The 19,303-nt window shown below is 62.6% G+C and carries 18 protein-coding genes and 2 pseudogenes; 14 read left to right on the top strand and 6 right to left on the bottom strand.

The window, feature by feature from the left end; translation table 11 throughout:
- Positions 1 to 19: 19 nt before the first annotated feature.
- The 7 genes and pseudogenes from P6U28_RS21065 (at position 20) to P6U28_RS21035 (ending at position 5,167) form a co-directional block, all read left to right on the top strand.
- A complete protein-coding gene (locus P6U28_RS21065) occupies positions 20 to 274 on the top strand; it encodes a hypothetical protein (RefSeq protein ID WP_209295659.1) in 255 nt (84 codons plus the stop codon).
- 408 nt (positions 275 to 682) lie between these two features.
- Positions 683 to 946, top strand: a complete 264-nt coding sequence (locus P6U28_RS21060; protein ID WP_312016194.1) for a hypothetical protein — start codon at positions 683 to 685, stop codon at positions 944 to 946.
- A pseudogene (locus P6U28_RS21055) lies at positions 943 to 1,243 on the top strand (hypothetical protein). Before P6U28_RS21060 ends, P6U28_RS21055 begins: the two are co-directional and overlap by 4 nt.
- Positions 1,244 to 1,307: 64 nt before the next feature.
- Positions 1,308 to 1,735: pseudogene (locus P6U28_RS21050) on the top strand (GNAT family N-acetyltransferase).
- A 235-nt stretch (positions 1,736 to 1,970) separates the two neighbouring features.
- Positions 1,971 to 3,239, top strand: coding sequence for a CaiB/BaiF CoA-transferase family protein (locus P6U28_RS21045; protein ID WP_129144181.1), 1,269 nt, complete (start codon positions 1,971 to 1,973; stop codon positions 3,237 to 3,239).
- A gap of 125 nt (positions 3,240 to 3,364) precedes the next feature.
- Positions 3,365 to 4,594: an acyl-CoA dehydrogenase family protein gene (locus P6U28_RS21040; protein WP_209295657.1), complete on the top strand. Its 1,230-nt coding sequence runs from the start codon at positions 3,365 to 3,367 to the stop codon at positions 4,592 to 4,594.
- Between the two features lie 9 nt (positions 4,595 to 4,603).
- Positions 4,604 to 5,167 carry a flavin reductase family protein gene (locus P6U28_RS21035; protein WP_122402244.1) on the top strand — a complete coding sequence of 188 codons (564 nt, stop codon included), beginning with the start codon at positions 4,604 to 4,606 and terminating at the stop codon, positions 5,165 to 5,167.
- Positions 5,168 to 5,183: 16 nt separating this feature from the next.
- Here the strand turns inward: P6U28_RS21035 and P6U28_RS21030 are convergent, their stop codons facing one another.
- Positions 5,184 to 6,101: an NAD(P)-dependent oxidoreductase gene (locus P6U28_RS21030; RefSeq protein ID WP_209295656.1), complete on the bottom strand. Its 918-nt coding sequence runs from the start codon at positions 6,099 to 6,101 to the stop codon at positions 5,184 to 5,186.
- A 164-nt stretch (positions 6,102 to 6,265) separates the two neighbouring features.
- On the opposite strand from P6U28_RS21030, the gene P6U28_RS21025 reads away from it, so the two are divergent.
- The 6 genes from P6U28_RS21025 to P6U28_RS21000 all read left to right on the top strand — a co-directional run bounded on the left by P6U28_RS21025 (position 6,266) and on the right by P6U28_RS21000 (position 12,579).
- A complete protein-coding gene (locus P6U28_RS21025) occupies positions 6,266 to 7,249 on the top strand; it encodes an ABC transporter substrate-binding protein (RefSeq protein WP_209295655.1) in 984 nt (327 codons plus the stop codon).
- 74 nt (positions 7,250 to 7,323) lie between these two features.
- Positions 7,324 to 9,018 (top strand): dihydroxy-acid dehydratase, encoded by a 1,695-nt coding sequence (gene ilvD, locus P6U28_RS21020; protein WP_407119770.1) that lies wholly within the window; start codon positions 7,324 to 7,326, stop codon positions 9,016 to 9,018.
- A gap of 94 nt (positions 9,019 to 9,112) precedes the next feature.
- Positions 9,113 to 9,958 carry an ABC transporter ATP-binding protein gene (locus P6U28_RS21015; protein ID WP_407119769.1) on the top strand — a complete coding sequence of 282 codons (846 nt, stop codon included), beginning with the start codon at positions 9,113 to 9,115 and terminating at the stop codon, positions 9,956 to 9,958.
- Positions 9,955 to 10,740, top strand: coding sequence for an ABC transporter permease (locus tag P6U28_RS21010; RefSeq protein ID WP_209295652.1), 786 nt, complete (start codon positions 9,955 to 9,957; stop codon positions 10,738 to 10,740). The genes P6U28_RS21015 and P6U28_RS21010 overlap by 4 nt, the downstream gene beginning before the upstream one ends.
- On the top strand, positions 10,737 to 11,504 hold the full coding sequence (locus P6U28_RS21005) for an ABC transporter permease (RefSeq protein ID WP_122402249.1): 768 nt from the start codon (positions 10,737 to 10,739) through the stop codon (positions 11,502 to 11,504). The genes P6U28_RS21010 and P6U28_RS21005 overlap by 4 nt, the downstream gene beginning before the upstream one ends.
- A gap of 28 nt (positions 11,505 to 11,532) precedes the next feature.
- A complete protein-coding gene (locus P6U28_RS21000) occupies positions 11,533 to 12,579 on the top strand; it encodes a peptidase M29 (protein ID WP_407119768.1) in 1,047 nt (348 codons plus the stop codon).
- Here the strand turns inward: P6U28_RS21000 and P6U28_RS20995 are convergent.
- Genes P6U28_RS20995 through P6U28_RS20975 form a run of 5 tightly spaced genes read right to left on the bottom strand, consistent with a single transcriptional unit; the run spans position 12,576 to position 18,294 of the window.
- A complete protein-coding gene (locus P6U28_RS20995) occupies positions 12,576 to 13,568 on the bottom strand; it encodes a 3-hydroxybutyryl-CoA dehydrogenase (protein ID WP_407119767.1) in 993 nt (330 codons plus the stop codon). The genes P6U28_RS21000 and P6U28_RS20995 overlap by 4 nt on opposite strands.
- Before the next feature lie 3 nt (positions 13,569 to 13,571).
- Positions 13,572 to 14,660: an NAD/NADP-dependent octopine/nopaline dehydrogenase family protein gene (locus P6U28_RS20990; protein ID WP_122402252.1), complete on the bottom strand. Its 1,089-nt coding sequence runs from the start codon at positions 14,658 to 14,660 to the stop codon at positions 13,572 to 13,574.
- Positions 14,657 to 16,192: a class I adenylate-forming enzyme family protein gene (locus tag P6U28_RS20985; protein WP_407119766.1), complete on the bottom strand. Its 1,536-nt coding sequence runs from the start codon at positions 16,190 to 16,192 to the stop codon at positions 14,657 to 14,659. The genes P6U28_RS20990 and P6U28_RS20985 overlap by 4 nt, the downstream gene beginning before the upstream one ends.
- A gap of 2 nt (positions 16,193 to 16,194) precedes the next feature.
- Complete coding sequence (locus tag P6U28_RS20980; RefSeq protein WP_122402254.1) at positions 16,195 to 17,484, bottom strand: acyl-CoA dehydrogenase family protein; 1,290 nt, start codon at positions 17,482 to 17,484, stop codon at positions 16,195 to 16,197.
- Between the two features lie 12 nt (positions 17,485 to 17,496).
- On the bottom strand, positions 17,497 to 18,294 hold the full coding sequence (locus tag P6U28_RS20975) for an alpha/beta fold hydrolase (protein ID WP_244607945.1): 798 nt from the start codon (positions 18,292 to 18,294) through the stop codon (positions 17,497 to 17,499).
- 209 nt (positions 18,295 to 18,503) lie between these two features.
- On the opposite strand from P6U28_RS20975, the gene P6U28_RS20970 reads away from it, so the two are divergent.
- A complete protein-coding gene (locus tag P6U28_RS20970) occupies positions 18,504 to 19,265 on the top strand; it encodes an SDR family NAD(P)-dependent oxidoreductase (RefSeq protein ID WP_122402256.1) in 762 nt (253 codons plus the stop codon).
- Positions 19,266 to 19,303 lie beyond the last annotated feature (38 nt).

The raw sequence follows: 19,303 nt of genomic DNA, 5'->3' as shown, positions 1-19,303 counted from the left end.
TCGAGCTGGGAGGAGGCGCTTGCTTTTTGGCGCGTCGATTGACACGTCGGGCAAAACACCGGCAGAATGGCATCATCGAGATGCGCGCTGCTTTCTAAGCGGCCTAATCGTCCTTCGACAAATCGCCGGATTCTGTGGGCAGATCGATGCTGCCGCCGTCGCCATGCACGAGATCGCGATTCTTGTCTTCCGTCTCCTCGGTATGTTCGATGCTCTCATCCTGCGCGGCACGTTCCTTGTTGATGCGCGGCGCTGGTCCCGGAAGATTTCGTGACGTCCTAGATGGGGTCCTCTGAGGTGTCATGGCCGCCCTCCTGATCGCCTAACGCGGCTTACGCGAAATCGTTCGTTTGACACGTCGGGCAAAACACTGGCAGAATGGCATCATCGAAACGTCTTTGGTTCGCAATCTGCGGCGGGCTTTTTTTATGTCCTCTTCGTGTGATGACAATCGCGCTCAACACAGAGTTTGACACGTCGGGCAAAACACCGACATACTGACATCATCGAGACGAGTTTGGTTCAACCCGCGCGGAGACATCCGCCGCGGGTTTTTTTCGTCTCGATTCCGAGATCGGACGGCGGCGGCGCATTGCGGCCACGCACTCACTTGATACGCGTTCATGGAGCGCCGATCGGCGCGCCGCCGTCCGAACCATTTGCTGGCCGAGCACGCGCGAACGTGCCGGCCCGCGGCGCTGGGCGCGGTCCGCCCGCGCCGCTGCAGTCTCCGGGAGCCGAAATCGGGCACTGGTACGAGCCGGACAAGCTGATGGGATATTGCGTGACGCTGTATTTCGCAAAGCTGCTGGTCTGGGACAAGGTCCTTGGTTTGGGCACGACGGACGCCCTCGCCGGATTTGCGGCGATCACGGCCAATCTCGTGGTCTCCTTTTACTTTGCCAAACGCGGCTTCGAGAACGTTGCAAGGATCATCAAGCGGTGAAGATCGTGGATGACGAGATCAAGGCCATCATTGCCGAGACGCTGGCGGAGCAGCACAGAATCCAGCAGGAGAGCATTGATGCGATCGTCGCGAAAGTGGTGGCGTCGCTGCTGACGTCTCTTGGAATCGAAGATGACGATCGAAAGGAGCTGAGAGCTGACTTTCAGCATCTGCGGCGCTGGCGGAGAAGCGTGGAACAGGCGCAGAGTTATACGTTCAAAGGCCGTGATCGCCGTGGTCGCCACCGGATTGATGGGGGCCATTTGGCTAGGCGTCAAGGTCGCGCTGGGCAAGTGAGACTTTTTCGGCGGCGAACGCCACCGCACGATGGAACGAGTTGTCCGTCGCCAATGGGTATGCCATGTACAGAATTCGTATCGTCGATGCGTCTGATGAAGACGTCGCCGACACCTTGGCCGATCTGCATCAGCTGACATTCTTCGATGCTGCGGCAATGCCCCAGTTCGACCTTGGAGCGTGGTGGCTGGCCTATCACGGTGATAATGCGGTCGCCTTTGCTGGTGTTGTGCCGTCGACGCATGTACGAAATAGCGGCTACTTCTCCAGGGTCGGAGTCTTGCGCCGGCATTGGGGGCACGGGTTGCAAATCAGGCTGATGCGGGCGATCGAGGCAAGGGGCGCCGCGTTGGATGGGACAGTGTCGTTTCGGATACGACAGACAATCCCGTGTCTGCCAATAACTTCATCCAGTCAGGTTATCGGCTCTATGAGCCCGAGGTACCTTGGGCCTGGTCGCATACACTTTACTGGAGAAAGTGGCTACGGTGAGCGCTGGGGAGCGTTTCCCGCGACGCGGAACGCGTGTGTAATGGTTCATCAGAGGTGTGGCGTAGCCTGTATGCGCAGGATGGCGAAAAGCCCGGCAGCCGGACGGCTGCCGGGCTTCTTTTGCGTTTATAGGCAATGCGGGTGAAACACTTGCGAAGTTGGCAGCGTCAGGCTTTAAGTTTGCTCTTGCAGGAAATTCGGCGGCCATAAGCCGATGCAAGGGAGAGCGCTGTCGATGCCCACCAAGCCTCATCTGCCGGTACGTTCGTCGCGAGGGACGGGAGGGCCGAGTGCGCTCGATGGTCTGCTGGTCGTCGATTTCACGCGCGTGGTCGCCGGGCCGGCCTGCACCCAGACGCTCGCCGATTATGGCGCGCACGTCATAAAGATCGAGAATCCCGACGGCGGCGACGACACGCGTGCTTATGAGCACGCCGAGATTGGCGGCGAAAGCGCCGCCTATCTCAGCCTGAACCGCAACAAGCGCGGCATTGCGCTCGACCTTGCCGTGCCGGAGGCTCGAGAGATCGCGCTGCATCTCATCCGCAAAGCAGATGTGGTGGTGGAGAATTTTTCGAGTGGGGTCATGAAGAAGTTCGGGCTCGACTATGAGTCGGTCGCGCCACTCAATCCTCGGCTGGTCTATTGCTCGATCTCCGCCTACGGACGTACCGGACCGTTTGCCTCGCGTCCGGGCTTCGATCCCATCACGCAGGCGGAAAGCGGCTTCATGTCGCTCAACGGATTTGCCGACGGCCCAGCGGTTCGTACCGGTCCGCCCATCGTGGACATGGCGACAGGCATGTCTGCCTGCAATGCAATCCTGTTGGCGTTGCTGGCGCGCGACCGGCTCGGCCGCGGCCAACATGTCGAAGTCGCCCTGTTCGATATCGCGATGGCGATGACCGGCTTCTATGGCATGGCCTATCTCATCAACGGCGAAAATCCCGGCCGGTTCGGCAATTCGCCGAGCGGCTCTCCCACCGTCGGCGTCTACGAGGCCTCTGACGGGCCGCTCTACATGGCATGCGCCAACGACCGGCTCTACCGCCGGCTCGTGGTCGAGGTCCTGAATCGGCCCGATCTCATCTCCGATCCGCGGTTTGCCACGCGCAAAGCTCGTTCGGAGAACAAGGAGCTCTTGCGGGCAGCCATTGCAGAGGTCTTTGCCAGCGATACTCTGGAGAACTGGATGGCGAAGATGAAGCTGGCGAATATCCCGGTCGGCTATCTCCGGACGGTCGAGGAGGGTTTCAATGCGCCCGAGGCTCGCGAGCGCCATCGCCTGAACCGGATTCCGCACCCTACAGCGGAATGGGTGCCCAACATCGAGCCGCCCATTACCATGAGCCTAACCGCCGCGATCGATCCCGTTGCGGCGCCCCTGTTGGGCGAGCATACCGAGGACGTCTTGCGCAACATCCTCGGTTACGACGAACGTCGGATCACGGAGTTTACCCAGAAAGGTGTGTTTGGTTCCGGCAGGCCCTCGACGCCGACGTGAGCCCAAGGACGGTCCCATGGCACCAGGCACGTGCAGCGCGCGGATCGATGCTTTGCAATGCCGGCTGCATTGGCTTGATTTGGCGAAGGGGCGGCCGCATAAATACGTGAAATTGAGGGACACGAATGGCGCCGGATCGAAAGCCGAGCATGGGACGGTCCGCCGCGCCGCAAGCCGGCGAAGGCGCCTATGCGGCAATGATCGCGAAGGCCCGCGGCCTCGTGCCGCGATTACGCGAGCGGGCGGCGCGGACGGAGGAGCTGCGGCAGCTCCCCTCGGAAACCGAGATCGATCTTCATGACGCTGGCCTGTTCCGAATGCTCCAACCGGCCCGGATTGGCGGGGCCGAGCTCGACTATGTCGCTCTCGTCGATTGCGCCGAGCTGCTCGGGCAGGCGGATGCGTCGGTAGCCTGGAATCTCGCCAATCTGGCGAGCCATCACTGGATGCTCGGCATGTTCGAGCAGAAGGCGCAGGATCTGGTCTGGGGCCGCGATCCGGACGCTCTGATCGCATCCTCATTCATTTTTCCCGCCGGACGCGCCACGCGGGTCGAGGGCGGATACCGGCTGCACGGTAGCTGGCCATTCTCCTCGGGCGTTGCCTCCTGCGAATGGAATATGCTTGCAAGCGTGGTCTACTCCGACGACGAGGCGGACGGCATCGAGTATCGAATTTTTCTGCTGCCGAAAGGCGATTACAAGGTGCTGGACACTTGGAACGTGGCCGGACTGCGCGGGACGGGATCTTGCGACGTGGAGGTCAGGGACGCCTTCGTGGCTGACCATATGTCGGTCGCCGTGGGGGACCTTGCCGGAGGCCCGACACCCGGAAGCAAGGTCAACCCGAATCCGCTGTATGCGCTCCCCGTGTTCTCGCTATTTCCTTACGTCCTCTCCGGCGTTGCGCTAGGCAATGCGCAGGCGTGTCTCGACGATTACACGGAGGTCGCACGCCATCGCATTTCGACCTACAACCGGGCCAAGCTGAGCGATTTTCAGAGCACCCAGATCAAGATCGCGGAAGCCTCGGCCAAGATCGATGCCGCACGCCTGATCATGCGGTCGGCGTGTCTCCAGGCCATGGAGGACGCACGGTGCGGCCATATCCCTGACATGGCGACCAAGACCAGATATCGGCGCGACGGATCTTTTTCAGTGAACTTGTGCACGGACGCGGTCTCGATGCTGTTTGCCGCGAGCGGCGCGCGGGGTCTGTTCACGACCGGCGTGTTGCAGCGGCAGTTCCGTGATGCGCACGCGATCAACTCGCATCTCGCGTTCAATTTCGATGCGGCGGGGACCAATTATGGACGGGTGGCGCTGGGCCTGCCGTCCGAGAATCTCACGCTGTGAGGTCGGCCGATGAATGATCTGCCGAAGCAGCCCCGTGCTCCCGATCCCGCTAACGAGTTCGCTAGCGACAGCTCCCAGATCGATCCTCGCGACTTTCGCAACGCGCTCGGAACCTACGCAACGGGCGTGACCATCATCACGGCGGCAGCGCCCGACGGCAAGCCCTACGGACTGACGTGCAATTCGTTCGCCTCGGTCTCGCTGAATCCTCCGCTCGTTCTGTGGAGCCTCGTCGTCTATTCCTCGAGCCTGATCATCTTCCAGAACGCCAGCCATTTCAGCGTCAACGTTCTTGGCGCTTCGCAACAAGAACTTGCGAACAAATTCGCTAAATCGTCGGATGACAAGTTCACCGGCGTCGGCTGGACACCTGGCCTCGGCAACGCGCCGGTGCTCGCCGAGAGCGTCGCCAACTTTCAATGCCGCTCCGTGAATCGCTACTATGGCGGCGACCACGTGATCTTTCTCGGCGCGGTCGAGGCCTATACCTACAATGCGACGGAGCCGCTGCTCTTCGCGAGAGGGGCGTTCGGTCGCTTCATGGCCGACGATGAGCGCAAGAAGGCGCCTTAACGCTCTTCAGGTCGCCCTAGACAGCGTGGCGCTCTGTCGCTGAAAGCTTGTAGATCTCCAACGCGTCCGCGTCCGCACCTCGCGCGGCCTTCGCTAGCCTGAAGAGCTGTCCGGCAAGCGAAGCCATCGGCACCGGCGTCGACGTCGCCTGTGCGACATCGGCAACCGTATCGAGGTCTTTGAGCATCGTGGCGATGTGGCCGAGCGGCGGGGTGTGAATGCCCTGCACCATCCGTGGCACGAACAGCTGGAGCGGGATTGAATCTGCAAAGCCGCCGGCGAGCGCTTCGGGCAATCGATTGGCATCGATTCCGGCGTTCGCGGCCAGGCGCGTTGCTTCCGCGAGCACGGCCATCGCGCATCCGACGATCACCTGGTTGCAAAGCTTTGTGGTCTGGCCGGCGCCGACCGGCCCCATGTGAGTGAACCTGCGTGCCATGGCCAGAACATAGGGCCGCACCCTCTCGATGTCGTCAGCTTCTCCGCCCGCCATGATGGCGAGCGTGCCTTCGTCGGCGCCCTTCGTGCCCCCGGATACCGGCGCGTCGATCCAGCCCGCACCGTTGGCGTCTTTTAGTCGCGTTGCAAGATCGCGCGCCGCGTCTGGATGAATCGACGAGAAGTCGACGACAAGCTTGCCCGAACCAGGCGCCGATGCCAGACCTTCGGGCCCGAAGATCACCTCTTCGACCGCGGCCGCATCCGTCACGCACATGAAGACGATATCCGAGTTCACCAAGAGATGACGAGGCGTGACCGCGCGCTGGGCACCGGCCTTGGCGAGCGGCGCCACCTTGCCCTCCGAGCGGTTCCAGACAGCGACTTGATAGCCGGCCTCGAGCAGGCGTCGGGCCATCGGCGTTCCCATGAGTCCAAGGCCGAGATAGCCGAGCTTCTCGGTGCCTTGCGCGTTTGCCTTGTTCTCATCAGCCATAGGTTGCCTCCTTCTGTCGCATCGCGACGCCGCTTTACCATACATTGCACATCGAACGGCAAAACCGCTTGCTCGCATGGCTTGCCTCATTGTTTGAACCATGAAACATTTGAGGCGGTCGGGTTGGCGGGCGCCGGACGGCGCCAGAGTAGCGGAGTGGCACGATGCGAACCGTTTCGAGGTGGATCCTGGCTTTGGGGGCGGCAGCGGCCGCGAGCGCGGGGGCAAGCCCGTCATGGGCGCAGCAGACGATCCGCGTCGGCTGGACGATTCCGGCCGAGGAATCCAAATATTGGATGATGCGCAGGCCGGCCGAATTTCCCAGCATCGGTAAGACCTACAATATCGAATGGACCCAATTCCAGGGCACCGCGCCGATGACGCAGGCATTGGCGGCCGGTGCGTTGGACTGTGCGACCCAGGCGCCGCTGTCGCTCGCCAACGGCGTGGTCGGCGGCAATCTCAAGGCCTATATCGTGGCGCAGCACGTTTTCGAGAAGCCCGGCGGTTTCTCGGTCTACTGGGCCGTCAAGGATGACTCGCCCATCACGACAATCGCGGATCTCAAGGGCAAGACGGTGGGCATTTCCGTGATCGGTGGCGGCACGCAAGGGCCGTTCAATCTGCTCTTGAAACAGAATGGCGTCGATCCGGCCAAGGACATCAAGCTGGTCGAGGTCGGCTTTGCCGTCTCCGAGGACGCGCTGCGTCAAGGCCGCGTAGATGCGGTCAACATGAACCAGCCGTTTGCCGCGCGCGCGGAGGCGAAGGGCGGCACCAGGAAGCTGTTTTCGTTGTCCCAGGCCATGCCAAACATCGTACACATCCTGGAAGCCTGCCGTGCTGACTTCGTCGACAAGAATCCGGAGCTGGTCAAAGCCTATGTCCGTGACATCACGTCAGGCATGAAGAAGGCGCTGGCCAACCGCGAGGAAACCTTGAAGGTGGTGTCCGAAGTGCTCAAGGCGCCCGTTCCGGTGCTCGAGACCTATCTGCTCAAGGACAACGATTTCGGTCGCGATCCGGGCGCAGCACCAAACTTCCCCGCGATCCAGAAGATGCTGGATATCTATGCAGAGACAGGAATGCTGCCGAAGCTAGATGTCGCACAGTTCAAGCATCAGACGATCGTCGCTCCGCTGCAATAGAGGCGGGCGAATTATCGCGCGTAAGATCGTGGCGTGCCGGATCATCCGGGACGCTGCATGAAGAAGATGCAAATATGAAGAAGTTGCGATCACGGGTTACAACAGACGGGCTCGACCGAGCCCCGCATCGTGCATTCATGCGCGCCATGGGGCTCGACGACGCCGCGATTGCCAAGCCGATGGTGGGCATTGTCAGCATGAAGGGCGAGCAGACGCCCTGCAACATGACCCACGACTTCCAGGTGGCTGCGGCCAAAACTGGAATCGAGGAAGCCGGCGGCACGCCGCGCGAGTTCTCGACCGTCTCGGTTTCCGACGGCATCAGCATGAACCACGAGGGAATGAAGTTCTCCCTGTTCTCTCGGGAGCTGATCGCCGATTCGATCGAAGCCGTCGTCCAGGGGCTGGCCTACGATGCGCTGATCGGATACGGCGGATGCGACAAGACCCTTCCCGGCGTGATGATGGGCATGGTTCGCTGCAACGTGCCGTCTATCTTCATCTATGGCGGCAGCTCGCTGCCGGGCCGCGTGGATGGGCGTACGCTGACGGTGCTCGACTCCTATGAGGCTGTCGGCAGCTTCATGACTGGCGACATCGACGGCGCCACGCTTGAGCGGATCGAGCGTGCTTGCTTGCCGACCATCGGCGCGTGCGCCGGCCAATTCACCGCGAACACCATGGGCATGGTCTCCGAGGCGATGGGGTTGACTATTCCCAACGTCTCCATGGTGCCTGGTGTCTATGCGGAGCGTGCGCAGATCTCGCAGCACGCCGGGCGGCTGATCATGGAGATGCTCGCGCGTGGCGGACCGTTGCCGCGCGATATCGTGACGCGGAAATCCCTGGAAAACGGAGCGGCGATCGTTGCCGCGACGGGCGGCTCGACCAACGCCGCGCTGCACCTTCCGGCGATTGCGAACGAGGCGGGCATCGCATTCACAATCGATGACATGGGTGAAGTCTTTGCCAGGACGCCGCTAATCGGGAATCTGCGCCCCGGGGGCAAGTACACGGCAAAGGATGTCTATGACATCGGTGGCGCGGCGGTTGTGATCCGCGAGCTGATCCAGAGCGGCCATATCGATGGCAGCTGCCTGTCCGTTACCGGCCGCACGCTTGCTGAAGAATATGGCGCGGCTAACGCACCGGACGGAGAGGTTGTCCAGTCTGTTCGTGCGCCGATTATGCCTGACGGCGGTGTGGTGGTGCTGAAGGGAAATCTCTGCCCCGATGGCGCGGTGATCAAGGTCGCGGGCCTGAAGAGCCAGTTCTTCGAAGGGGTGGCGCATGTTTTCGAGGATGAAGAAGCTTGTGTCGTAGCGGTGCGTGAGCGCAGCTACAAGGCGGGCGAGGTCCTCGTGATCCGCAACGAAGGCCCGGTCGGCGGACCCGGCATGCGCGAAATGCTCGGCGTCACCGCACTGATCTACGGGCAGGGTATGGGCGAAAAAGTGGCGCTGATCACCGATGGCCGGTTCTCCGGCGCGACCCGCGGCATGTGCATCGGCTACGTGGCCCCCGAGGCATTTGTTGGCGGTCCGCTGGCGCTTGTTCGCGACGGTGACAGGATCCGGATTGATGCCGCAAACCGGCGGATGGATCTCCTGCTCGATGAGCAGGAACTCACCGCGCGGCGCCGCGATTGGAAGCCGCGTCCGCCGCGTCACCGTGCGGGTGCGCTTGCAAAGTATGCGCGACTGGTTGGGCAGGCGCCGGGCGGAGCCGTGACGCATGAAGGCCCGGCAGAATGGCCGTGGTTCGAATGACGCACTGAACGGGTGCGAAAACGACCACCCGTCTGGCAGGCTTCTTGCTAAGGTCGTGCCGCTGAATGTTCGTGCGCGTGAGGCGAAAGACAGGATGACGGTAGTGCCTGCAAGATCGAGCAAATGGATGAGACCGGTGAACTCACAAGAGCCGGCTTCTGCAATCATCGAGATCGATCGTGTCTCCCAGGTCTTTCAAACCTCGGCGCGCAAGGATCATTTGGCGCTATCGGACATCTCGCTGACGATCGAAGAGGGAGCCTTCGTCTCTATCCTAGGTCCGTCCGGCTGCGGCAAGTCGACACTGCTCTATATCGTCGGCGGTTTTGTCCGCCCGACCAGCGGCATGGCGAAAATCAGGGGACACACGATCACCGGGCCGGGTCCGGATCGCGGACCGGTGTTCCAGGAGTTTGCCCTGTTTCCCTGGAAAACCGTGCTGGGCAATGTGATGTATGGCCCGCGTCAGCAAGGTCTGTGCACCGCCGAGGCCGAGGCGCAGAGCCGGGCCTTGATCGAGATGGTCGGCCTCAAGGGCTTCGAGAATTTCTATCCCAAGGAATTGTCGGGTGGCATGAAGCAACGCGTGGCACTGGCGCGCACACTCGCCTACCACCCCGAAGTGCTGCTGATGGACGAGCCGTTCGGTGCGCTCGACGCGCACACACGGACGCGCCTGCAGAACGATCTTCTGAACATCTGGGAGCGCGACCGCAAGACGGTGCTGTTCGTCACGCATTCGGTCGACGAGGCCGTCTTCCTCTCGGACAAGGTCGTCATGATGTCGAAATCGCCCGGCCGAATCCGACAAGTCATCGATATCGATCTGCCGCGACCGCGCCGCCGCAACGAGCTGCTGCTGGATCCGCGCTACCAGAAGTACGTCGTCGATATCGAGCGCATGTTCGATGAGAGCGACGAAGCCGGGCCTTTCTCATGATATCGTCGGCTGTCTTGACCAGGCGGGCTGCTCCGGTGCTGGCCTGCATCGGATTGCTGGCAGTGTGGCAGGTCGCCTCGCTTGCGCTGAAGAACGACAGCTTCCCCACGGCGATCGAGGCGATCCGGGCAATTCCCGACATTCTCGGCGACAGGGAATCCTTGACCAACATCCTGGCTTCGCTTCGCCGCATGGCGATGGGTTTCGGTGTGGCGGTGCTGGTTTCGATTCCGCTGGGTCTGTTGATGGGACGCAGCCGAGGCATCGCGGCCTTCTTCAATCCGCTCCTGATGGTGATTTATCCGGTGCCGAAGGCCGCCTTGATGCCGATTATCATGCTCTGGCTGGGCGTTGGCGACGCCACGAAGACACTGGTGATCTTTCTGGGCGTCAGCCTTCCCGTGATCTATCACAGTTTCGAGGGTGCCAAGGCGGTCGAGGAGAAGATGCTGTGGTCGGGTGCCGCGATGGGGCTTTCGTCTGCGAAACGCCTGGTGCGGATCGTGCTGCCCGCGGCGCTGCCGGAAATCCTGACCGGATGCCGCACGGGATTGGTGCTGGCGCTGATCACGATGATCACCAGCGAGATGATCGCCCGTCAGTCGGGCGCCGGCAACATCCTGTTCAATGCGCTCGACATGGGCCAATACGACACCGTCTTTGCGATGATCATCATCGTGGGGACAATGGGAATTTGCCTCGACGCGATTTTCGAAAGTGTTCGTGCCAGACTCGTGCGTTGGTCCGAGCCGCAGTTCGACATGCCGCTGAGCTTCTCATGATGTCGCGCCTTCTCTCCCCAAACGTCCTTCTCGGCGTTGCGCCGATCGCGCTGATCCTCGCCCTGTGGCAGGGCCTGGTGTCATTCGGCCTTGCGCCCGCGGTCTTGCTGCCGCCGCCGGGCTTCGTCTTCAGCCGGCTGCTTCAGCAGCTCGTGACGTTGACGTTCCAGCAGGAAATCGCAGCAACGCTGATTCGCCTGTTTGCCGGGTTTGCGATTGCGGTCGTGCTCGGGGTCAGTATCGGCATCGCCGCCGCCGCCAATCCGGCGATCAACGCCGTGGTTCGTCCGATCGTCCGCGTCTTGGCGCCGTTGCCCAAGGTCGCGCTCTATCCGGCGCTCCTGCTTTTGCTCGGGTTCGGTCACGGATCGAAGGTCACATTGGTGGCCGCAGACGCGCTCTTTCCCATTCTGCTGTCGACCTATTATGGTGCATCGACCGTCGAGCAGAAGCTGATCTGGTCGGCTATGGCGGCGGGAACACCACGCTATGAAATCCTCTTCAAGGTGGTGCTGCCTGCGGCGATGCCATCGATCCTGACTGGGTGCCGGATCGGCCTTGTCATTTCCTGTATCGTGGTGTTTCTGGCCGAGATGATCACATCGACGGATGGACTAGGCCACGCGCTCGTGACGGCGGCCCGCACCTTCCAGGCAGTGGACATGTTCGTCCCGCTTATCACGATATCGCTGCTAGGCTTGATCCTGAATGGCCTGCTGGGCGCCGTGCGATCGTACCTGCTTCGGGGGTTTCCCGAAGCGTAACGAACAAATAGAAGACCGGGAGAGAACCATGCTGGCTGATCGCATCGAAGCAAAATGGATTGACGCATTCTGCGAGATCTTTGAGCGATGCGCCGTCAAGGCCGGCGATACCGCGGCGATCCTCTCGGAAACCCAGTCGCGTGCGTTGAACGTGCATCTTGCGGAGCTGGCCCTGCTGCGCATGGGCGCGCGGCCGTTTCACTTGGTGATGCCGACACCGCGTAACCGTCATGTCGTTCCGGTGCGCTCCACCGGCGCGAGCGAGGCAATGCAAAAGCTCCGGCCAGTCATCACGGCGCTTCAGCAGGCCGGGTTTGTGGTGGATTGCACCATCGAAGGCCTGATGCATGCGGTGGAAACGCCCGAGATCCTCAAGGCCGGCGCGCGGATCCTGGTGATCTCCAACGAGCATCCCGAAGCGCTGGAGCGCATGGTGCCGGATTCCGCGCTTGAGAAGCGCGTTCGCGCGGCGGCGAAGATGCTGCGGGGGACCAAGCGGATGCGGGTGACCTCGAAGGCCGGCACGGCGCTCGATGTCGACATGGTCGGCGCTTCGACGGTTGGTGTGTGGGGCTGGACCGACAAGCCCGGCACGCTGGCACATTGGCCCGGCGGTATCGTCGTCAGCTTCCCCAAGAGCGGGGCCATCAACGGCACTCTGGTGATGGCGCCTGGTGACATCAATCTCACCTTCAAGCGCTACCTGACATCGCCCGTGAAGATGACATTGAAGGACGATTATGTCGTCGAGCTGGAAGGCGAGGGCACGGATGCCGCGATGATGCGCGCCTATCTCGCTGCCTGGGGAGATCGCGAAGCCTATGCGGTCTCGCATGTCGGCTTCGGCATGAACTCCGGCGCGCGCTACGAGGCGCTGTCGATGTATGATCAGCGCGACACCAACGGCACCGAGATTCGGGCCGTCTCCGGCAATTTCCTGTTCTCAACCGGCGCCAATGAATTCGCCGGCCGTTACACGGCGGGGCATTTCGATCTGCCGATAATGGGCACGACGATCGAGCTCGATGGCGTTACGGTGGTCCGGGAGGGCGTGCTCCAGGACGTCTTTGGCTAGTTGCGGTCGAGCACCGGGGGGCGCGCTAGTCCGAAGTGTCGGAGCAGATCGACCATGGCCTGGAGCCGCTTCGCGCGATAGACGTCGACGTCGAGCCCGGAATAATCGAGAAAGCCTGCACCGGTGCGCAGGCCGATCCGGCCTTCATGCATGTTGCGTGAAATGACATCCGGTGCCCGATAACGCTCGCTGCCGAGCGCGCCTTCCAGATATCTGCTTGCGTAGTATAGGATGTCGCCGCCGCCCCAATCGATGAATTCGAGCAGGCCGAGCACGGCGTAGCGGAAGCCGAAACCGTAACGGATCGCCTTGTCGATCTCCTCGGCGCTGGCGACCCCTTCCTCGACCATGCGAGCGGCCTCGTTCATCGCCAGCGCCTGGATCCGTGGAACGATGAAGCCGGGCGTCGCTGCACAGACCACCGGGACCTTGCCGATGCCTTCGAGCAGCGCCTTGACCTCGTCGACGACGATGGGATCAGTGGCTCTGCCGGGCGAGATCTCGACCAGCGGGATCAGATAGGCCGGGTTAAGCCAGTGCACGTTCAGGAAGCGGCGAGGGTTAACGATCGCGCCGGATAGATCATCGACGAGGATGGTCGAGGTTGTCGACGCGATGACTGTATCCGGACCGACCTGCTTTGAAGCCGCCCCGAGCACCTCGCGCTTGAGCTCGACGACCTCAGGAATGCCCTCGAAGACCATCCCGGCGTCGGATAGTGCTTCCTCGCTTTGGCCGGCCGCGATCACTGAGACTCGTGCGACAAGGGGATCTACATCTGCCTCGGTCAAGAGCCCCAGCTTCGCCAGGCTGGCAAAGGTCGTCCTGACCTCGCCAAGCGCATCCGCTTCCAGCTTGGCGAACTCCGCCGCGGAGCGCGCCTTGACGTCGACCATCGTGACCGCATGTCCCGCATAGGCGAACGCGACGGCGATGCCGCGTCCCATGCGGCCGGCGCCGAGACAGGCGATATTGACGCGATTGCTCATCGATCAGAATCCGTTGCGAAGCAGCGTCTGCAGTTCGGCCTTGCTGAGATCGCCAAGACCCAGTGTTTCGAGCGTCCGGCCACTTCGCGCAAAATCTTCGCCACAGACAGCGCCGCCAATCGACAGAAATGCCTTGGCCAACGGCGTGGCTACGCCAGAAAGGCCAGCGACGGAGACCAGCAGCGACAGCCCGAGCCGCAGATCCTCGCGCATGTAGCGGTGTTCGGTCAGCACTATCCGCTCTCGCCAGTCGCCGGAATCGGTCAGACGATCATGCGAACCGCGGCCATACATCCAGATCTCGCCTTCCTTCGCGTAGTGATGGGCGAGCGGGAAATGCGGCGCGCCGTAGCCGAGCGCCTCGCGCACCGCGATGCGTTCGGCGTCGAGCGCGTCGGTGACCCGGCGAATCGCGGCTTGTGTGCCTTCCTTGTGAATGTCCCAGCGTTCGAAATGCTCGATCGGGCCTGCGTTCATCACGATCAACGGCGGATGAATGATCGGGCCTGCGTTCATCAGCGCGCCGGATAGCGCATCTCCGCACGGTTCGATCACGCCCGGGAAAGCGCGTCCGATGATTTCGAGTGCATGCGGCGCCTGATCAAGCGGGAACACACCGACGGGCAGGCGCTTGGCGCGGATGGTGATCGCGACCTCGAACGTTCCGTGCTTGCGGGTCAGCCAGGGCAGCGTGCCGGTTTCGGCAAAGCTCACCCTGGCGTGGTTGCCGACATCCCGTGCCGCTTGGGCGAAGATCATCGAGCCGAACGTCGCCGGCGGCAGAAATACGACCTGACCGTCCCGCAGATGCGGGGCAAGCAGACGGGCAATATCCGGCTGCGCGAAGGCCGGGGCAGGGCACAGGATCAACTCCGTTCCGTCGACGGCTTCGGCGATCTCGGTCGTGACCAGCGCGAGCTTCAGGTCGTGACGGCCGTTATGATCCTTGACCAGGATGCGCGAGCCGGCGGCGCGGTGTGCTGCGACTTGACCGGCATCGCGGCGCCAAAGCCGCACCTCATGCCCCGACAGAGCAAAATCGCCCGCGGCCGCGAAAGAGCCGTTTCCCCCACCTAGAACTGCGATCTTCAAGATGCTTCTCCTTGCGCGCGGGACTGCGCATCAAGCTGCTTCAGTACGAAATGCTGGACCTTGCCCAGTGCCGTCCGCGGCAGATCGGTGACGAAGACGATCTCGCGCGGCACCTTGTAGCGCGCGAGTTGTGCCTGAAGATGCGCCCTCAATTCGTCCGCTTCGAGCCGGCAGCCGGATCTCGCAATGACATAGGCGATCGGCACCTCGTCCCAGCGCGGGTCGGGCCGGCCGATCACGGCGCATTCGCTGACATCAGGATGTTCGAGCAAAACGCGCTCGACCTCGGCCGGGTAGACGTTTTCCCCGCCTGATATGATCATGTTCTTCTTGCGGTCACGGACCCAGAAATAGCCGTCGGCATCGCACAGGCCGATATCACCGGTGCGGTACCAGCCGTCGTGCAACGCGTCGCGCGTTGCGGCCTCGTTGCCCCAATATTCAAAGAACACGTTGGGCCCGCGCACCGTAATCTCGCCTGGCGTGCCCGCGGGCAGTTCGTTGCCGGCCTGATCGATCACCTTGGCTTCGCAGCACAAGCCGGCAAGGCCGGTCGATCCCGCGCGCGAAAGGTCGCCGCCAAGCCGCGTGTAGACGGCGATCGGGCAGGTTTCCGTCGAGCCATAGACCTGAAGTACCGGGACATCGCGCGCGACGAAACGCTCGATCAGGTGAGGAGGCACGATGGTCGAGCCGGTGGCGATGGCCTTGAGTGACGAAAGATCAGTGGTCGGCCAGGCAGGATGCTCGCTCACCGCCTGCAGGATCGCAGGCACCATCACCGTGAGTGTCGGCCGTTCCTGTTGGATGGCCGCAAGCGCGGCATCCGGCGCGAAGCGCGCATGGACCGTGACCGTCGCGCCCAGCTGCAGCGCCGGCGTGGTCTGGATGTTGAGGCCGCCGACGTGGAAGAACGGCAGCACAGTCAGCACGTGGTCGTCGGATGTCATGTTGTGCATGTGCTGGCTCATGACGCCGTTCCAGAACAGCGCCTCCTGGCGCAGCACTGCGCCTTTCGGCCGCCCCGTCGTTCCTGAGGTGTAGACGATGAGGAGCGGGCAGGAGAGGTCGGTGTGAGGGGTGCGGCCGCTGCCCTGGCTGCAAGCCAGCAGAGCTTCAAATGTCACACCGCGAGGTGGCGGGAAGTCGAGACCGACCACGGATGTCTCCGGCGCAGTCTGCCCAAGCTCGGCAAGCACTCCGGAAAATGCCTGCTCGAGCACCAGGACCTTGGCGCCGGCATCGCCGAGAATGAATAGCTGCTCGGCGACGGCCAGCCGCCAGTTTAGCGGCACCAGGATCGCGCCGAGCCGCGCGCACGCGTAGAGCAGGACCAGATAATCCGGCCGGTTCAGGCTCAAAATCGCGACCCGGTCGCCGCGGCCGACGCCGAGCTGTTGCTTCAACGCCGTCGCGGTCCGTTCGATGCGCGAGGCGAATGCCGCGTAGCTCAGCTGCTCGCCTTCGAAGGCAATGGCTGTCTTGTCTGGCGCGAACGCCGCATTGCGGTCGATCAGGCTACAGAGGTCCACCGTCAGTCGTCCGTTTCGCCGGCCTCGTACAGCGCTTCGCGCCCGATTCGGTCGAGGCAGAGCTCGGCGGTCCAGGGCAGCATCAGCGAGCCGCAGCGGCTGTCGCGATAGATCCGCTCCAGCGGCAGCGAGCGAAGCATGGCCTGACCGCCGCAGGTGCGGATCGCGAGCGCGGCGAGCTCATTGGCGCCCTCCATCACCGAATATTGCGCGGCATAGGCGCGCAGAACCTGCTCCTTGGTCGGATTGGCGCGTGCTTCGGTCACTGCCTGAAACCAGATTGTCTTGATCTGCTCCAGCTTGATCTGCATCTGCGCGACCGCGATCTGCTTGGTCGGGTACATCCGCCGTTTGACCGGCGGCATGCCCGGAACCTCGCCGCGCAAGTAACGTACGGTGAAGTCATAGGCGGCTTGTGCGAGACCCATATAGGTCGGCGACAGCGTCAGGAACATGTGCGGCCAGCGCATCGCGGCCTGGAAATAGACGCCACGGGGCATCAGCGCGGAATCATCCGGCACGAACACGTCCTTGAACAGAAGCGTCCGTGAGACCGTGCCGCGCATGCCTAGCGGATCCCAATCGCCGACGACGGAAACACCTTCCGACTTGGCGGGAATCGCAAGGTAAAGCGTGTTGCGGCGCGAAGCCTTCTCGCCTTCCTCAATCTCGGTGCAGAGCACGCCGTAATAATCGGCATGACCGGAGAGCGACGCAAAGATCTTCTTGCCGTTGATGATCCAGCCGCCTTCGACCGGCCTTGCTTCCGTGCCGAATGCGACCCCACCGGCAGCCGCCGCGCCTCCTTCGGAGAAGGGCTGCGAATAGATTGCGCCATCCTCGACGATGCGCTTGTAGTGGACTGCGCGCCGCCGTTCGTGCTCGGCGCGCGTCTCTTTGTCCATGTCGAGATCGTCGGCAAGGGGACCCGACCATAGCGTCGAACAGACGTGCATGTTCCATGTCAGCGCGGTCGCACCGCAATAGCGGCCGATCTCGGCGGCCGCCAAGGCATAGGTCTGATAGTTCGCGCCGAGGCCGCCGTGCTTCTTGGGGACGGCAATGCCGAGCAGGCCGACGCGATGCAGGTCGCGATAATTCTCAGTCGGGAAGATCGCCTCGCGATCGTAGGCCGCCGCGCGCGTAGCGAACACGCTCTGGCCGATCTCGCGGGCGCGCGTGACGATGCCGGCCTGCTCGTCGCTCAAGCGGAACGCGACAGGATCGAAGATCGGCGCATCCAGCGCAACCTTGTTGGTCGTGCCGATCGTCTTGCTGACTTGCATGGTCATCGCGCAGTTACCTTAGGCTTTGGTCGCGAGAGAGTTCAGAAACCGGGCGAGAGCGCCGTCAAAGGCACCGGGGCGTTCGAGATTGGCGAGATGGCCCACGCCGGCGAGCTCGACATATTCAGCTCCCGGAATAAAGGTCGCCGTCTTTGCCATCATCGGCGCAGGCGCGTTGTTGTCCTTTGAGCCGGACAGCAGCAGGGTGGGAACGGAGATATTCCCAAGCGTGCTGCGCTGATCGAAGCCGATGAGAGCCAGCATCATGGCGCGATAGCTGGCCTCAGGCACGCTCCCCATGCATTCGCGGGCAAGCTCCATCCCGTTCGGATCCGGATCGTCGCCGACGAGTTCCTTCACCAGCGACGGGGCCAGCGACTTCATCGTCTCCCCGCGCTCGAGCGGCCCGAGCCGCGCCGCGACGAATGATTTCTGCCAGTCGCCGTCGGCCTTGCCGAAGGCCGGGCTGGTCTGCGCCAGCACGACCGCGCGTGCCAGTTTGGGAAACTGCACCAGCCACCTTTGGACGATCATGCCGCCGATGGAATGGCCGATCAGAACAGGCCCGCTGACGCCGAGTTGCTCGATGAACTGCTGGAGTGCTTCCGCCAGGGCAGCGATGCTGACGCTGGCGAGCGGCGCCGATCCGCCATAACCCGGCATATCCCATGCGATCGCGCGGAAGCGGTCGCCGAAGTTGGCAAGCTGCCGCCGCCAGGCCCGCGCCGCGCCGCCGATGCCATGCAGGAAGATCAGAGGTATCGCGCCCGGATCGCCCGCGGCCTCATAGGCGAAGCGTCCGTCCTTTGTTATCATTGGCACAGGCTGCGACACGCGACATCCTTTTTGCTGGGCCCTTCGATGCTAACAGGCTTGCCGGCGATGGGAAGCGATAATTTTACACTTAAAGCAATTTTCGGGCCGGGCGCCATGCGGGCGTTCGCGATGTCGATCGGCGCTTTCGTTGCAAAAACTTGAAGGTTAAAATATATCGGGGAACGATCAGCAGCCCAGGGAGCCAGCGCATGTCCGGATTGCCGCATTCGCCGCATGCGCTGGTGACCGGAGGCGGTCGCGGCATCGGCCGTGCGATAGCTGCTTCTCTGGTCGGCGCTGGCGCGACCGTGACCGTGCTTGGCCGAAATGCGGCGGTTCTCGAAGAGGCGGTCAATGCAGGTGCCGCGCACTTTGCGGCTGTCGCTGATGTCTCGAACGAAACGTCACTGAAAGGCGCCATTGCCGCGGCAAGTGCGCGCAAGCCGATCGACATTCTCATTGCCAATGCGGGCAGCGCTGAATCGGCGCCGTTTGCGAAATCGGATACCGCCCTTTTTGCGCGCATGATGGATGTCAATTTCATGGGCGTGGTCCACGCCGTCCAGGCTGTGCTGCCGGGCATGAAAGATCGTCCCTATGGCCGCATTGTCGCGGTTGCGTCCACGGCCGGGCTCAAAGGCTACGCCTATGTCAGCGCATACGCTGCCGCTAAGCACGCCGTGGTCGGGTTCGTGCGGTCCCTTGCCCTCGAGATGGCTGGAAGCAACGTCACCGTGAATGCGGTATGTCCCGGCTTCACCGACACCGATCTCGTTGCCGGCAGCATCGAGAATATCATGAAGAAGACGGGGCGTAGCCGCGAGCAGGCCGTCGCAGAGCTTGCGAAACACAATCCGCAAGGGCGCCTGATCACGCCTCAGGAGGTCGCTGACGCGGTTCTCTGGCTGTGCGGCGAGGGCGCCGGCGCGATCACCGGACAGGCGATCGCGGTTGCCGGTGGTGAAATCTAAGCTGCGCAAGGCCCGAACCAAGGAAGCCAAGGAGATCG

This window comes from Bradyrhizobium sp. STM 3561 (genome assembly GCF_045571455.1).
GTDB classification, from domain to species: Bacteria; Pseudomonadota; Alphaproteobacteria; order Rhizobiales; family Xanthobacteraceae; genus Bradyrhizobium; species Bradyrhizobium vignae.
Note: the sequence above shows the minus strand (reverse complement) of the source record. Positions and strands in the feature narration are given on the sequence as shown.